Below are 14,303 nucleotides of genomic sequence, written 5' to 3'. Positions count from 1 at the left end.
TGAAGACCCAGCGCGCGAAAGGCGAAAAAGTATGACAAGTCCGGGCGACGACGATCTGTCTGCCGAATGGGACGCCGCGCTTTCCGGCGAGGATGACGCTGCCGCGGGCGGCGGTGGCGGTGAGGATGACGACGGCCTGGCCGCCGAATGGGAGGCCATGATTGGCGGCGGCGAGGATGAGGAAGGCGGCGGTGGCGGCCATGAATCCACGCGCGTCCTTAATCAGGACGAAATCGACAGCCTGTTGGGCTTCGACGAAGACCATGATGACATGGGCGAAAAGTCCGGGATTCAGGCGATCCTCAACAGTGCTTTGGTCTCCTACGAACGCCTGCCCATGCTGGAGGTGGTCTTTGACCGCCTGGTTCGCATGATGTCCACTTCCTTGCGTAACTTCACGTCGGACAACGTGGAAGTATCGCTCGATAATATCGTTTCGCTGCGTTTCGGTGACTACCTGAATTCCATTCCGCTGCCGGCCATGCTGTCGGTGTTCAAGGCGGAAGAATGGGACAACTACGGTCTGATCACCGTCGATTCCTCCCTGATTTATTCCATCGTGGATGTGCTTCTTGGCGGACGCCGCGGGACAGCGGCCATGCGCATCGAGGGACGCCCTTATACGACCATCGAACGCAATCTGGTCGAGCGGATGATCCATGTGATGCTGGGCGATTTGTCGGCGGCGTTCGAGCCGTTGAGCCCGGTGACCTTCCGCTTTGATCGTTTGGAGACCAACCCGCGCTTTGCCACCATTTCGCGGCCTTCCAACGCCGCCATCGTGGCCAAGCTGCGGATCGATATGGAGGATCGCGGCGGGCGCTTGGAACTGCTGATCCCCTATGCGACCCTGGAACCGGTTCGCGAACTGCTGCTGCAGATGTTTCTGGGTGAAAAGTTCGGTCGGGATTCCATCTGGGAAACTCACTTGGCGGAAGAGCTTTGGTTGACCGATCTGGATCTGGAAGCGGTGCTCGATTCGCAGACCATGCGTCTGACGGAAGTTTTTGATTTGCAGGTCGGGTCGCGGATTATGTTGAACGCCACGCCTGATTCTCCCGTATCGCTTCTCTGCGGGGAGATTCCGCTGTATCGTGGGAAAATGGGTCGCAAGGGCGACCACATTGCCATCAAAATCGATGGTCGAATGCGAAAGGATAAACGTTAGCCGTGCCCATTTCGCTGTTTCTTGATATCATTGTGGCGATCCTGTTGGTCATGACCATCGGGTATGCCGTGGTACTCAACCGGCGTTTGGCCGTGTTGCGCCAGGACCGGGATGAGTTGGAACGGTTGGCGGCGGAATTCGCCAGTGCCACCGTCCGGGCCGATGAAGGCGTGCGGCGCCTGAAGGGAACGGCCGATGAACTGGGCGCCATGATGGATACCCGGATCAGCAAGGCCCAGGGCTTGAAGGAAGACCTGGACTATCTGATCGACCGGGCCAATTCCGTGGCCGACAAGCTGGAATCGTCGGTGCGGACGACCCGAAAGGATATGCCTCAGGATCCCTTGCCGGAAATGGATCCGGATGAAGAAATGGTCGGTGTTGAACCGGCCGGGTTGCCAGAGGAAGAAGAAGTCCCGGCCCGATCCGAGGCTGAATTGGAATTGTTGAAGGCCTTGCAATCGGTCAAATAACACATAGGTGAGAACCATGGCCGAGACCAGTAACTTTCCCCGCTTAAGGCTGCTGCCGATTACCATATTCGCGGCGGCTCTGATGCTGACCGTGCGTGTCGGAGATATCCTCGATGGCGTGGATGGTCTTGGCAGCGCCCCCATCGCGGTGACCGGGGCAGAGGCTCAAGAGCAACAGGGCCAGCCACCCGCCGAGGCCGATACCGCCGCTGATGCCGGTGCCGAGACACCGGCGGAAGACGAGGCCGATATGGCCGCCAGCGAGGACGAGGCCAATGCACAGGCCGCCGAGGCTCAGGCCGCGGCCGCGGACGAAGCAGCCCAGGAAATTCGACGTCGTCGTCCGTCTCTCGCCGACGATCCTACTCTGTTTACTCAAGCCGAGATTGATCTGTTGCAGCAACTGGCGGAACGTCGTGACCAGTTGGATAATCGCGAAATGGAGCTCGATCAGCGCGAGGCCATGATGAAGGCCGCCGAGACCAAGATCGGCACCAAGGTGGACCAACTGCAAACCCTTAAGGCCACCATTGAGGATCTCATCAAGAAGTATGATCAGCAACAAGACGAGAAGCTGATTAGTCTTGTGAAGATCTATGAAAACATGAAGCCCAAGGATGCCTCTAAAATCTTCGAGCAACTTGAAATGGATACCCTGTTGCTGGTGGCCGAGCGCATGAAGGAACGGAAGTTGGCGGCGATCATGGCCAAAATGACGCCGGGCAAGGCACGGGAGATGACCGAGGAGCTTTATCGCCTGCGGCAACTGCCGCGCACCGGTGATCAACTGGGTGGTTAGGCAATAAACTCATAAAAACAGTGCCTTGCGCACCCGCCATGGTGCGTCCTCGGATGAAGAGAGCGAATGCAGTTGCATCCGTTTTGTGAGTCAGCGGCCGAGATCACCTGTCGTCCGTTCGAATTCAGTCCAACGGGAAAGGCTTTAGAATCAACGCATTCCACGTCTTCCATTCAATTCCATAGGATGCTAAACGGTCGCCCCGATGGTGAAGTGAACTTCATAAAACGAGCTCTAAAACCCTCACCGAGATAGGGTATTAAAGCCTTTTGCATTTAATATGACCCATTCTGACCGAATCATTTTGCCGCAGGGGCAGGAGCGGCGCGCAGGGCGTAGCGGGGCTACGATCAAGGGTCGCGACGCTCCCCTTAGGCAAAAGGATCGGCCCGCAGGGTGGTCTCCGGTGGCCGCCCGCGGCGTCAAGCTCCCTCACCGATGCGCTGCATCGCTTTCGGCACCTTTCCTGGCGGTTCGACTCACCGGAGGCCATCAGCATGGGTCATATTAAATGCAAAAGGCTTTAGTATTGCTTTAAGGGGCGCTGGTGGATTATCAACAAGATACCAAGTAGGACCGGGTCCCCTTTGGGCCTGGCGCGGCAGAGTTTGGAGTGATTGATGTCCGTCGATAAGAACATGAACGTCCTGATCGTCGATGATTACAAAACCATGCTCCGAATCATCCGCAACCTTTTGACGCAGCTTGGCTTCAAGAATATCCACGAAGCTTCCGACGGGTCCCAGGCATTGCAGTATCTGCATCAGCATGATGATTGCGGCCTGATCATTTCCGATTGGAACATGGAGCCCATGACGGGCCTTCAGTTGCTGCGCGAGGTGCGCGCCGATGACAACCTGAAACATATTCCCTTCATCATGGTCACCGCCGAGAGCAAGACGGAGAATGTGGTCACCGCCAAGCAGGCCGGTGTTTCCAATTATATCGTCAAGCCTTTCAACGCCGAGACCCTGCGCGGAAAAATGGCCAGTGTGATTGGAGAATTTTAAGGTTTTCAGGCCATCATGGAGATTGGAGCCTCGGTTGAGGTGGATCCGGAACCAATGTGAGGCGGCCGGTGCGGGAACAGGACGACTATGATGTGATGCGGGTGATGGCCGCCAAAGGCGGCGGGCAGGGCTCTATTGCGCTGTTTTTGGGCCTGTATCTGCTGGTCTTGGCCTTTTTCATTATCCTGGTCAGCATTTCCACCATCGAGGAAGTCAAATCCAAGGCCGTGATGGATAGCCTGACATCCACCTTTGCCACCATTCTGCCGCCGGACATGGATCTGACGGATCTGACGTCAAAGACAGGCTATGTGATTGGCGCTGAAGAGTTTCAAGGGGAGATCGAGGGGGTGTTCACCACCCATATCAAAGCCGTGAAGGTCGAGATTGTCCAGCCGGGCAAGTCCATGCGTTTGTCCATGGATGCCGAGGAACTGTTCATGCCAGACGAGCCGGTGATCCGACGGGCCCAGGGGGCCTTGCTGGACCGGTTGGTTTCTTCTTTGAGCGGGCGTCCGCAAGCCTTGCGCTTCGATATGGATTTCTTGATTGGCAGCAAATACACCGACGGCACCTCGCTGCCCATCGGTCAGACCCTGTCCATGCGCCGGGCCGGAGAATTGGCCCGCGCCATGCTCGGTCGGGGCGTGCCGCCCGATAGCCTGTCGGTGGGGTTGAAGCCGGGTAATCCGGATCAGGTAGTTATCTGGTTCTATGTACGGGGCCGCAATGAAGCGCAGGTTCGCTTTAATGATGAGCAAGTGGTTCGCGATGCCGCCGCTCCCACCAATCAAGTCGAGGAGGGCGCGCCATGACCTATCGCGTTCCCGTCGATGAACTGGCCCCCGTGGCGGCTCACAAGGAAGAAAATAGCCAGGCCTGGATGGTAACCTTCACCGATCTGGTGTCGTTGATGCTGACCTTTTTTGTCATGCTTTTTTCCATGTCCAGCGTGCAAGTGGACAAATGGGAGGAGATGATCGACACCCTTAGCCAAACCCTCAACCCCACCCGTGAAGTACAGACCATCAAGCCGACCTCCACCTACAACATCCGCATGGTGCTGCGCGAACGGGCGATCAATCTGGACTACCTGATGGCGGTGTTGGAAGAGAAAATGGCCGAGGATCACTTGCTGTCCAGCAGCCGACTCCTGCATTTGTCGGATCGGGTGATCGTGTCGCTGCCGGGGGATCTGTTGTTCGGCCCCAATAGCGCGCTGTTGTCCGAAAAGGCCCGCGAGGCCTTGTTCGAATTGGGCGGTGTATTGCGCAACATCAACAATCAGGTGATGGTGCAAGGCCATTCCGACCCGGTACCGCCGCAAGGTGGGCAATATGCCTCGAATTGGGAGCTTTCCATCGGGCGCGCGGTGGCGGTGGCCAACGCATTGCGCCGGGCGGGCTACACCGAAGAGATTCCGGCCCAGGGCTTCGCCTCTTCGCGCTATAATCTCTTGCCCGACCTGCCCGACGTGGAAAAGCGCAAGCTGGCCCGCCGGGTGGATATTGTCATCATGCCCAATGTGGGAGAAGACTGATGCGCCGGTCGATATTCCCGCTGATTGTGTTTTTGCTTGGATGGGTCATCGCGCTGCCTGGAGCCCATGCCCAGGAAGTGACGATCAAATCAGCCATGCATGACGGCTATGGCCGTATGGTAATCACCGCCGATTTTCCCATTCCTTATGAATCCAGTATGGAAGGCGGCAGTTTATTCCTCCAGTTCGGGCAGCCGGTCAACGTGGACTATGGCCCGGTGGTGCGTCGATTGGGCAAGTACTTGCGCAATGCGACCCCAGGAGAGGGCGGCCTTTCGGTTCGTTTCGGTCTGAAAGGGGCCCCGGGACTGCGCAGCTTCCATTTGGGGAGTTCCATCGTTGTCGATCTGTTGGACGATGGCGAAGAGGATGAACCCGTCGCGGCGGCCCCGGCGGCCTCGGCGCGGACCACCGCACCCCGTATCGGTGTTCGCGTGGGCGAGCACAAGGATTTTAGCCGGGTGGTGTTTGACTGGCCGCGTGCGGTGAACTATCAGGTCGATGGCTCGGGCAGCCAGGTAACCTTGCGCTTCGAACGGGCCGCCAACCTGGATCTGAATGCCCTGCGCCGAGACCCGCCGCGTCATGTGAAGGGCGCCAAGGCGACCACCGACGGCGACGCCAGTAGCGTCACTCTCACCCTGGCCGACAATGTGGGGATTAAGCATTTCCTCTCCGGACCCAAGGTCGTGTTGGATATCGCACCGGGTCTGCCGCCCTTGAGCCCCGTTGAGGCCCAAGCAGAAAAGCCACCCGAGCCCGCACCCGAGTCCGCGCCGAAACCGGAGCCGGAAATAGTCGCCGAAGCACCGAAAGCGCCACAACCGGATGCCGAGGCGCCCGCTGCCGAGCCAGCCGTCGAGCAACCCGCCGAGCAACCCGCCGAGAGCGTAACGCCGGCTCCCACCACCATGCCTGAGACCGAACCCGCCCCCGAACCCGCCTCTGAAGTCGCCGGCACGCCTGCGGAAGAAGCCAAGCCGACACCCTTGGTGCCGACCGAGACGGTGAAAGCCCCCGAAGTTCCCGCGGAAGAGCAACCCACGCCACTGACTCAGCCGGGATCCATGGCCGCTGACAGCATGCCCGCGGCGATCGGCTCCGGTCCTTTGCCTGGCATGGAAAGCTTGCGCTTCGAATGGAATGAACCGGTGGCGGCAGCGCTGTTCCGCCGCGCCGGAACCGTCTGGCTGGTCTTTGACCGACCCCATGCGGCGGATATTCCGCTGCTGCGGGAAATGGGCAAGAGCATGATCCGCGATATCGAACAGGTTCCCCATGAAAAGGGCTTGGTCCTGCGCATGCTGACTCCGCCGGGGGTCAACCCCTCTCTGCGCCGGGATGGTCTGGCCTGGATCGTTGATCTGGGACGGCAGGGCTTGGACGCAAAGCTTCGGATCGATGTGCGGGCGGAACCCAATTCCGCTGCCGGAGCGCGGCTGTTTTTGCCGGTGGCTGAACCGGGATTGGCCATGGCGGTCCTTGATCCGGCGGTAGGCGACAACATCATTGTCGTGCCGATCATTCCCTTGGATTATGGCGTGCCCGGGCAGGTGGACTATCCGCAGGTCTCGCTGCTGGCCACGGCACAGGGCGTGGTGGTCAAGCCCTGGATCGATGATTTGCGCGTCCGCCCCTTGCGCCAAGGCGTGGAATTGACGGCGGCCAGTACTCTCAGGCTGTCCAGTGTCGATGAAAAACTGAAAGCGGCCATGAAGCTGGAATCGTCTCGGCCTTTGGTGCGGATGTTTGATTTCAGTCCCTGGCGCGGTGGTCTGGACCAATACAACGAGACCAAGGGGCGCCTGCTCGACAAGGTTTCCCAAACCCGGGCCCGCAAGCCGCGCCGGGCTGCCCGGCTGGATCTGGCCCGCTTCTATCTGTCCCAGGGATTCGGTGCCGAGGCTTTGGGGGTCATCACCTTGTTGGCGGAGGACGTGGAGGAGGGGGAAACGTTCCCGGCGGAATTGCGGTTGCTGCGCGGCGGGGCGAACCTCTTGATGGCTCACTATGACGACGCGGCCCGCGACTTGGATGATGCGAGCCTGGACGAGAACGATGAAGCGCTGTTTTGGCGCGGTGTACTGCATGTGGCCCAGGAACGAGCCGACGAAGCCGTGACCAATCTGCCTCAAATCGGCGGCGTATTGCGGCCCTATCCCAAGCGGTTGAAGATGCGCCTTGGGCTCATGGCGGCAGAAGGGGGTATTCTTGCCGGACGACCAGAGCAAGCCCGCCGGTTTATCAATCTGTTGAAGACCGAAGAGCCTTCCGAACGCGACAAAGCACAGCTGGATCTGCTTGAGGGCAAGCTGATGGAGATGTCGGGCGCTTATGACAAGGCCATCGGCAGCTTCGAGGCGGCGGAGGCGGCAGGTTTGCGCAAGGTGCGGGCCCATGCCGCCTTTGGTCGGGCGGAACTGTTGCTGAAGACCGAGAAAATAACGCCCCAGGAAGCGATTGACGAGATGGAGAATCTTCGTTTCGCCTGGCGCGGTGATTCCTTTGAATACAATCTGTTGCAGCGCCTGGGGCAGCTCTACATGGGGATTGATGACTACCGCAATGGGTTGCGTACTCTGCGGCAATTGGCCACGTATTTCCGTGAGAATCCCAAGACCAAGGACGTCACCAAGGAAATGGCCGATGCCTTCGAGGCGCTGTATCTGGAGGACAAGGCCGATACCATGCCGCCGGTTGCGGCCATTGCCCTGTTCGATGAATTCAAGGAGCTCACCCCCGCGGGCCCGAAGGGCGATGAAATGATCCGTCGTCTGGCCGACCGTCTGGCGGCCGTCGACCTTTTGGATCGGGCGGCGGAACTGTTGGAAAGCCAGGTTCAATATCGCTTGAAGGGCGAGGAAAAAGCCAAAGTCGGGGCCCGCCTGGCGTTGGTATACATCCTCTCCAAGCAGCCGGAGAGAGCCTTGGAGACCCTGAACAAAAGCGGTATGTCCAAGTTGTCGCCGGAGGTCGCGGCTCAACGCCTGCATCTGCGAGCCCGTGCCATGTCGGACCAGGGCGAGACCGAAGAAGCGCTCAATCTCCTGGTGGATGATAAATCCATCCAAGCTTCTTTGCTTAGGGCGGCCATCCATTGGGAAACCCGTCGCTGGGCCTCTGTGGCCAAGTCGTTGCAGGAGGTCCTGGTGGCCAAGGGGGTCCGGGGACGACCGGAGGTTCTGCCTGAAGAGGATGCCCGGACTGTTCTCAATTTGGCCGTCGCCCTGAATCTAGGCGGCAATGAAAGGGCCTTGGAGCGCAGCCGGGAGAATTTCCAAGAAGCCATGGATATCAGCTCCTTCAAGGATGCCTTCCGGCTGATTACATCGCCCGATCCGGAAGGTTTGGTGGACTACCGGACCATCGCCGACAAGGTGCAAGAGGGGCAGAATTTTCAAGCGTTCATGGCGTCCTACAAGGAACGTTTGAAGCAGGGCGAACTGAGCGAAATCAACTGATTTGACGTTATCTGAGTGTTATCTTTCTCAACCTAATTTGTTGAAATAAAAAGATAAAAATTCACACTGAAATTTTTTCGTCACAAATAGTCGAATTTCCCTTGCCTTCATGACGAGCAGGACTTAGAAAACGCGCCTTCATCTGCTGGTTTGGAGGGAACGAATGTCCTTTGACGCCCTAACCGACTGGGGAACGCGGACTCAGGAACAAGCCAAGGATCACCGTGATGAATCCGGCGGTGCCTGTTCGACCGGCTCATTCGACAATGACAAAGACTATTTCATTGAAGTGGATGGTCAGAAATTTGCGGGCCTGCACTTGCTCGTCGATCTGTGGGGCGCCAGCCACCTGAACGACTTGAAGCATATCGAGAAGGCCTTGTGCGACGCGGCCATGGCCGCTGGCGCCACCATCTTGCATTGCCACCTGCATCACTTCACCCCCAACGGCGGGATTTCCGGCGTCCTGGTATTGGCCGAGTCTCATATCAGCATTCATACATGGCCGGAACGGGACTTTGCAGCCTTGGATATCTTCATGTGCGGCGACTGTGATCCGCATGATACCCTGCCGGTGCTGGAAGCCGCCTTCAAGCCGGCGGAAATGCTGATCGGCGAGGAGCGCCGAGGCATCGTCAAGTGACCCGCTTCGACGAACTGCTGCACAAAGGCTATTGGCAGAGTTTCGAAGTGGAAGAGGTGCTGTTCGAGGAAAAGAACGACCTGCAACACTTGGTCATCTTTCAATCGCCCTCTCATGGGCGGGTGCTGGCCCTGGACAATATTGTTCAGGTGACTGAAGCCGACAATTTCTTCTACCACGAAATGCTTGCCCATCTGCCCATCATCGCCCATGGGGCGGTGACCGAGGTGCTGATCATTGGCGGCGGTGACGGCGGCACCCTCAAGGAGGTGCTGCGCCATCCCGGCGTTCAGGCGACCCTGGTGGAAATCGACCAAGCGGTGGTGGATCTTTGTGTCAAGTATATGCCCTCGGTCAGTGCCGGGGCCTTCGATGATCCGCGCTGTGATCTGGTGATTGCCGACGGGCTGAAATACGTGGCCGAGACAGACAAGCGGTTCGATATCATCATCGTCGATTCCACCGATCCCGTGGGCCCGGGCGAAGTGCTGTTCTCCGAATCGTTCTATCGGGACTGCAAGCGCTGTTTGAAGCCCGGCGGACTGCTGGCAACGCAAAATGGCGTGCCATTCTTCCAGCCGGAGGAGGTCACCACCACCTATGGCCGCCTGAATCCCATTTTCGAGGATGTGTGGTTCTTCCAGACACCGGTGCCGACCTATGTGGGAGGCATGATGACCCTTGCCTGGGCCACCGATGATCCGTCCTTGCGTCATCAACCGGTGGAGGATCTGGTGGAGCGCTTTGTGGCGTCCGGGATCACGACGCGCTATTACACGCCGGGCATCCATTGGGGCAGCTTGCACTTGCCGCCCTACATCACCGATATGATGGACCAAGCCTAAGAGGCGGATTCAAAAGTATTCCTTTGATCTCAAGGGCGTATATTTCCGCTCTGGCGGCGTCAAGACCTCCTAACGGGGCGCCGCCCCGTGTCGTCGGCCTTTCCTGGCCAGATCAAAAATCTACTGCCTTGATATCTAAAGGATACTTCTAAATCTGCCTCTAACCGGAATTATTCAATTCCAAAACCGCGTACCAGGCTGCCCACCAAGATGTGCCAGCCATCCACCAGCACGAAAAAGATGATCTTGAATGGCAGCGCCACGATAATGGGCGGCAGCATCATCATGCCCATGGCCATCAGGACCGATGCGACCACCATGTCAATGACCAGGAACGGCAGAAACAACAGGAAGCCGATCTCGAATGCCCGCCTCAGTTCACTGATCATGAATGCCGGAACGACGATCCGATAGGGGGGTAATTCACGCACTTCCTCTTCGCTGAGCTTGGCCATGTCCATGAACAGCATCAGATCTTCTTCGCGGGTATGCTTAAGCATGAAATCCCGGAATGGCTGGGCTGCCCGTTCCAGCGCTTCAACTTCTTCGATATCTTCGTTGATCAGGGGTTCGATGCCCGCTTCCCAAGCCTGTTCGAACGTCGGCGCCATGATGAACATGGTCAGGAACAAGGCCAACGCGGCCAAAACCTGGGCCGGCGGAGTCTGCTGGGTGCCCATCGCCATCTTGACCAGCGACAGCACGATGACGATGCGGGTGAACGAGGTGACCATCAGCAACAGCGACGGCGCGACGCTGAGTGTGGTGATCAAGACGAGCAACTGGACGATGCGGTTGGTGGCGCTGCCGCCACCCTGGCCCAGGTCGAAATTGAACGACTGGGCCCAAGCCGGGTCGAAGGTCGTGGTCAGGGCAATCGCAAGCACCGGAAGCCCAAGGGCGAAATGGCGGATCATAAGGACGGTTCCTTGCGTGCGCCGATGGGAAGCGGTTTGTTGGCGTCCTCGGCGGGTTTTGGCGGGCTGGACATGCCCTGGACCGGGATATTTCGCTCAATGAGCAGGTCCGTGCCATTGGCGGGACCCAGCAAGATCAAATGGTCTCGGTCATCGCGCCGAATCAAAACCAACCGCCGCCGGGCATCCAATGGCATGACTTCCACCAAGGAAAGCCGCTTGCGGCGTCCGGCGCCGCGCGATGGCACCTTGTTGCCCATGCCAAACTTGCGGGCGATGAGGGCAAGCAGGCCAATCAGACCAAGCACGAAGACCAAGGCAGCGCCAAACTGGATGTATTCTTCGATATTCACGCCTTGTCGTTCCCTTCGAGCTGCCTGAGCAACATGTTTTCCAGTTCATCCAGGGTGGCGATAATGGCTTCCACGTCACCGCGCAGGGCCTTGGCTTGTTCCCGGTCGCCATCCTGTAGCATGCGACAGGCATCAAGGACCATGTCTTCCATGGTTTTCAGGGTGACCCGTTTGCCATCAGCGATTTCCTGGCGCACAGCTTCCAACAGGGTCTTCACCGCGTCAAGCGCCTGTTCCATTTCGTTGGGGGATTCGCTCATGGGTCGAGAGTCTCCGTCAGGGGAGGCGCCGTGCCCGGTTTTAAGCCCGACAAAGGCGGAGAATCTCCGTTGGCTCGATAGACATAAGCCAAGATCTCGGCAACGGCGGCAAAGGCTTCCAAGGGGATCTCGCTGTCCACGTCCACCAGGGCGAGAAGCTGGACCAGATCCGGATCCTCGCGGACTTTCACCCCTTCGGCAAAAGCGATTTCCAAGATCTGTTCGGCCACCGCTCCCTGGCCGCTGGCAATCACCGTCGGTGCGCGGTCGTTCCAACGATCATGCTTGAGCGCCACAGCTATGGGCAGCGCTTTTTCTTCGCCGGGATGGGGGGCATTTTCGTCTGCCATGGCGACGCGGTCCTTACCGTCCATTGAAACCGGTCCAATATCTCAGTGTAAGAGGATGACATTAAACGAATCTTAAATGCACTCGTTTCCTTGCCGGAAAGAGATTCATTGTTCTTTAAGAGGGTTTCGGGCATACTCGGAAATGGATGATTGACTGTGCGAGGAGTCCCAATGGCGGACGTCACCCTTGGATTGAACGGGATAACGACCTTCAAGGCCTTGAAGGAGCGCATGAAATGGGCTGCCAGTCGGCAATCTTTGCTGTCGCAGAACATTGCCAATGCGGACACGCCCGAATATCGTCCCAAAGACCTCAAGCCCATGGAATTCGAGGACATGGTGCGCAACAAGTTGCAGATCACGCCGGTGCAGCAGACCAATTCCAACCATATGCAGGGTACTTTGGGAAGCAGCCGTTACCGCGCCGAAGAGCAGCAGCCCTATGAAACCTCGCCAGACGGCAACCAGGTTCTGCTCGAAGAGCAGATGATGAAGATGGGGCAAAACCAATTCACGCAAAAAATGTCGTCGCAGCTGTATCGCAAGCATCTGATGATGATTAAGACGGCAGCAGGCAAGGGTGGTTGATGATGGCGGATGATCTCCTCAAATCCATGAATATATCCGCGGCAGGCATGAAAGCCCAAGGCACGCGGCTGCGGGTGGTGTCGGAAAACGTCGCGAACGTCAACTCCCATGGGACTCATCCTGGCGACGAACCCTATCGTCGCAAACTGGTCACGTTCAAGAACGAACTCGACAGGGATATGAACGCCCACATGGTGCAGGTGGATCGGATCCACGAGGACCGTGGGGAATTCAAATTGAAGTACGATCCGCAGCATCCGGCAGCCGATGAGAATGGCTACCACAAGGTGCCGAACGTCAATACCTTAATTGAAATGATGGACATGCGCGAAGCGCAACGGTCATACGACGCCAATCTGAACGTCATTAAGTCGTCGCGCCGCATGTTGAACAACACACTAGATATTCTCCGCTAGCAGAAAGCCGGAAAATAAAAGGAGAAGATTATGCCGATCGATCCCACCGCCATGAGCAATGCCATCAGCGCATACGGTAACAAGGCTCAGTCCATCCGCGACGCCGCGCCTGCGAGCGGGGGCTCCGCTGCTGAAATGGGGCAGGATGACTTTTCATCCTTGGTCAAGAGTGCCATTCGCGAGGCGGTGCATGAAAGCAAACAGACGGAACAACTGTCTGTCGCCGCGGCTTTTAACAAGGCTGATGTCAATCAGGTGGTGACGGCAGTTGCCGAGGCCGAAGTGACCCTGAAGACCGTTGTTTCGGTACGCGACAAGATGGTCGAGGCCTACAAGGAAATCCTTCGGACGCCCATGTAGGGGCCGAATTTGGTAAAGGAGGCCGGGCCGTGACCCAAACTGCTGTCCTGGAACTGGGTCGGGACTCCATGTACGTGATCTTCAAACTGGCGCTGCCCATTATGCTGGCGGGCATGGGCATCGGGTTGGTGATTGCTCTGTTTCAGGCACTGACCTCTTTGCAGGAAATGACCCTGACATTCGTGCCGAAGATTGTCGTGATTTTTGCAGCCTTGGTCATGTTTTTGCCGTTCATGATGACCACCATGATCGAGTTCGGGAACAAGATTTTCGATATCATTATCTCGCTATAGCGCCGTCCTCACCGGAGCGCCGGACTTTTCATGCTCGACGTTCTAATATCTCTTAATATCTTTCATTTCTTCATGGTTGCGGCCCGCATTGGCGGCGCGATCATGTTATTCCCCGGCTTTAGTGCCACCTATGTGCCCATGCGTGTGCGGGTTCTGGTCACATTGATGATCAGTCTGGTGGTGGTTTTCTCGGTCTCGGATCTACTGCCACCGCTGCCCAATCGCCCCGGAGAGATGTTTCGGCTGTTGGGAATCGAATTGCTGGCGGGGGTTTTCATGGGGGTAATGTCCCGGATCATCATCGGCGCGTTGCAGACAGCGGGCACGATTGTCTCGCTGACGTCGGCCATGGCCAATGCCTTTACCATGGATGCGGTTACGGCAGAGCAGGGCGCCATCGTGACCAGTTTCCTGATGACCGTGGCCATGACCTTGATCTTCGTGACGGATTTGCACCATTTGATGCTGATTGCGGTCGTCGATAGCTATACGCTGTTTCTGCCAGGAGTGACCCCATCGGTTGGCGATATGGCCAATTTGGTTACCGACAAGGTCGCCGAGGCCTTTGTGCTTGGCGTGCGATTGGCGGGGCCTTATTTGGTGCTCAGTATCACCTATAACCTGGGGCTTGGGTTGATGACCCGCTTGATGCCGTCCTTGCCGGTGTTCTTTGTCGCCATGCCGCTGCAATTGTTGGGGTCGATCTTCTTGATGATGGTCGTGTTGCCGGGAATTATGCTGGTTTATCTGCCGGAGTTTCAGGCAACCTTCACCGCCTTTATGGAGCCATAACGTGCTATCTTAAGGGTCGCGGCATAGGGAATCCG

At 57.7% G+C, this 14,303-nt stretch carries 18 protein-coding genes; 14 read left to right on the top strand and 4 right to left on the bottom strand.

What is annotated here, in order from left to right:
* Positions 1-31: 31 nt before the first annotated feature.
* The 9 genes from fliM to speE all read left to right on the top strand — a co-directional run bounded on the left by fliM (position 32) and on the right by speE (position 9,939).
* Positions 32-1,168, top strand: a complete 1,137-nt coding sequence (gene fliM, locus MGMAQ_RS10750; RefSeq protein WP_046021543.1) for a flagellar motor switch protein FliM — start codon at positions 32-34, stop codon at positions 1,166-1,168.
* 2 nt (positions 1,169-1,170) lie between these two features.
* Positions 1,171-1,641: a DUF6468 domain-containing protein gene (locus tag MGMAQ_RS19605; protein WP_052716320.1), complete on the top strand. Its 471-nt coding sequence runs from the start codon at positions 1,171-1,173 to the stop codon at positions 1,639-1,641.
* Between the two features lie 16 nt (positions 1,642-1,657).
* Entirely contained in the window at positions 1,658-2,440 is a 783-nt protein-coding gene (locus tag MGMAQ_RS10740; protein ID WP_046021542.1) for a MotE family protein, read from the top strand.
* Between the two features lie 620 nt (positions 2,441-3,060).
* The gene (locus tag MGMAQ_RS10735) at positions 3,061-3,450 is read left to right on the top strand and encodes a response regulator (RefSeq protein ID WP_046021541.1); all 390 of its coding nucleotides are present in this window, start codon (positions 3,061-3,063) and stop codon (positions 3,448-3,450) included.
* Between the two features lie 68 nt (positions 3,451-3,518).
* Positions 3,519-4,265 carry a flagellar motor protein MotB gene (locus MGMAQ_RS10730; RefSeq protein ID WP_148560924.1) on the top strand — a complete coding sequence of 249 codons (747 nt, stop codon included), beginning with the start codon at positions 3,519-3,521 and terminating at the stop codon, positions 4,263-4,265.
* Complete coding sequence (locus MGMAQ_RS10725; RefSeq protein ID WP_082085378.1) at positions 4,262-4,990, top strand: flagellar motor protein MotB; 729 nt, start codon at positions 4,262-4,264, stop codon at positions 4,988-4,990. The genes MGMAQ_RS10730 and MGMAQ_RS10725 overlap by 4 nt, the downstream gene beginning before the upstream one ends.
* Positions 4,990-8,451, top strand: a complete 3,462-nt coding sequence (locus MGMAQ_RS10720) for a hypothetical protein (RefSeq protein WP_046021540.1) — start codon at positions 4,990-4,992, stop codon at positions 8,449-8,451. The genes MGMAQ_RS10725 and MGMAQ_RS10720 overlap by 1 nt, the downstream gene beginning before the upstream one ends.
* Positions 8,452-8,614: 163 nt before the next feature.
* Positions 8,615-9,094: an adenosylmethionine decarboxylase gene (gene speD, locus MGMAQ_RS10715; protein ID WP_082085377.1), complete on the top strand. Its 480-nt coding sequence runs from the start codon at positions 8,615-8,617 to the stop codon at positions 9,092-9,094.
* Positions 9,091-9,939 carry a polyamine aminopropyltransferase gene (speE, locus tag MGMAQ_RS10710; RefSeq protein ID WP_046021539.1) on the top strand — a complete coding sequence of 283 codons (849 nt, stop codon included), beginning with the start codon at positions 9,091-9,093 and terminating at the stop codon, positions 9,937-9,939. Before speD ends, speE begins: the two co-directional genes overlap by 4 nt.
* 170 nt (positions 9,940-10,109) lie before the next feature.
* Here the strand turns inward: speE and fliP are convergent, their stop codons facing one another.
* Genes fliP through MGMAQ_RS10690 form a run of 4 tightly spaced genes read right to left on the bottom strand, consistent with a single transcriptional unit; the run spans position 10,110 to position 11,819 of the window.
* Complete coding sequence (gene fliP, locus MGMAQ_RS10705) at positions 10,110-10,856, bottom strand: flagellar type III secretion system pore protein FliP (protein ID WP_052716318.1); 747 nt, start codon at positions 10,854-10,856, stop codon at positions 10,110-10,112.
* Positions 10,853-11,209 (bottom strand): flagellar biosynthetic protein FliO, encoded by a 357-nt coding sequence (locus MGMAQ_RS10700; protein WP_046021538.1) that lies wholly within the window; start codon positions 11,207-11,209, stop codon positions 10,853-10,855. Before MGMAQ_RS10700 ends, fliP begins: the two co-directional genes overlap by 4 nt.
* Entirely contained in the window at positions 11,206-11,469 is a 264-nt protein-coding gene (locus tag MGMAQ_RS10695) for a hypothetical protein (RefSeq protein ID WP_046021537.1), read from the bottom strand. Before MGMAQ_RS10695 ends, MGMAQ_RS10700 begins: the two co-directional genes overlap by 4 nt.
* Positions 11,466-11,819 carry an EscU/YscU/HrcU family type III secretion system export apparatus switch protein gene (locus tag MGMAQ_RS10690; protein ID WP_046023219.1) on the bottom strand — a complete coding sequence of 118 codons (354 nt, stop codon included), beginning with the start codon at positions 11,817-11,819 and terminating at the stop codon, positions 11,466-11,468. Before MGMAQ_RS10690 ends, MGMAQ_RS10695 begins: the two co-directional genes overlap by 4 nt.
* Before the next feature lie 171 nt (positions 11,820-11,990).
* Between MGMAQ_RS10690 and flgB the strand changes: the two genes are divergently transcribed.
* The 5 genes from flgB to MGMAQ_RS10665 are packed head-to-tail and all read left to right on the top strand — an operon-like array spanning position 11,991 to position 14,268.
* Positions 11,991-12,407 (top strand): flagellar basal body rod protein FlgB, encoded by a 417-nt coding sequence (gene flgB / locus MGMAQ_RS10685; RefSeq protein ID WP_046021536.1) that lies wholly within the window; start codon positions 11,991-11,993, stop codon positions 12,405-12,407.
* A 2-nt stretch (positions 12,408-12,409) separates the two neighbouring features.
* Positions 12,410-12,823 (top strand): flagellar basal body rod protein FlgC, encoded by a 414-nt coding sequence (flgC, locus tag MGMAQ_RS10680; protein ID WP_046023218.1) that lies wholly within the window; start codon positions 12,410-12,412, stop codon positions 12,821-12,823.
* 30 nt (positions 12,824-12,853) lie between these two features.
* Positions 12,854-13,183 carry a flagellar hook-basal body complex protein FliE gene (gene fliE / locus MGMAQ_RS10675; protein ID WP_052716316.1) on the top strand — a complete coding sequence of 110 codons (330 nt, stop codon included), beginning with the start codon at positions 12,854-12,856 and terminating at the stop codon, positions 13,181-13,183.
* 29 nt (positions 13,184-13,212) lie between these two features.
* A complete protein-coding gene (gene fliQ, locus MGMAQ_RS10670) occupies positions 13,213-13,476 on the top strand; it encodes a flagellar biosynthesis protein FliQ (RefSeq protein ID WP_046021535.1) in 264 nt (87 codons plus the stop codon).
* Between the two features lie 30 nt (positions 13,477-13,506).
* Entirely contained in the window at positions 13,507-14,268 is a 762-nt protein-coding gene (locus MGMAQ_RS10665; RefSeq protein WP_046021534.1) for a flagellar biosynthetic protein FliR, read from the top strand.
* Positions 14,269-14,303: the final 35 nt, after the last annotated feature.

The organism is Magnetospira sp. QH-2 (assembly GCF_000968135.1).
Classification (GTDB): Bacteria; Pseudomonadota; Alphaproteobacteria; order Rhodospirillales; family Magnetospiraceae; genus Magnetospira.
This window is presented reverse-complemented; position numbering and strand designations above follow the sequence as displayed.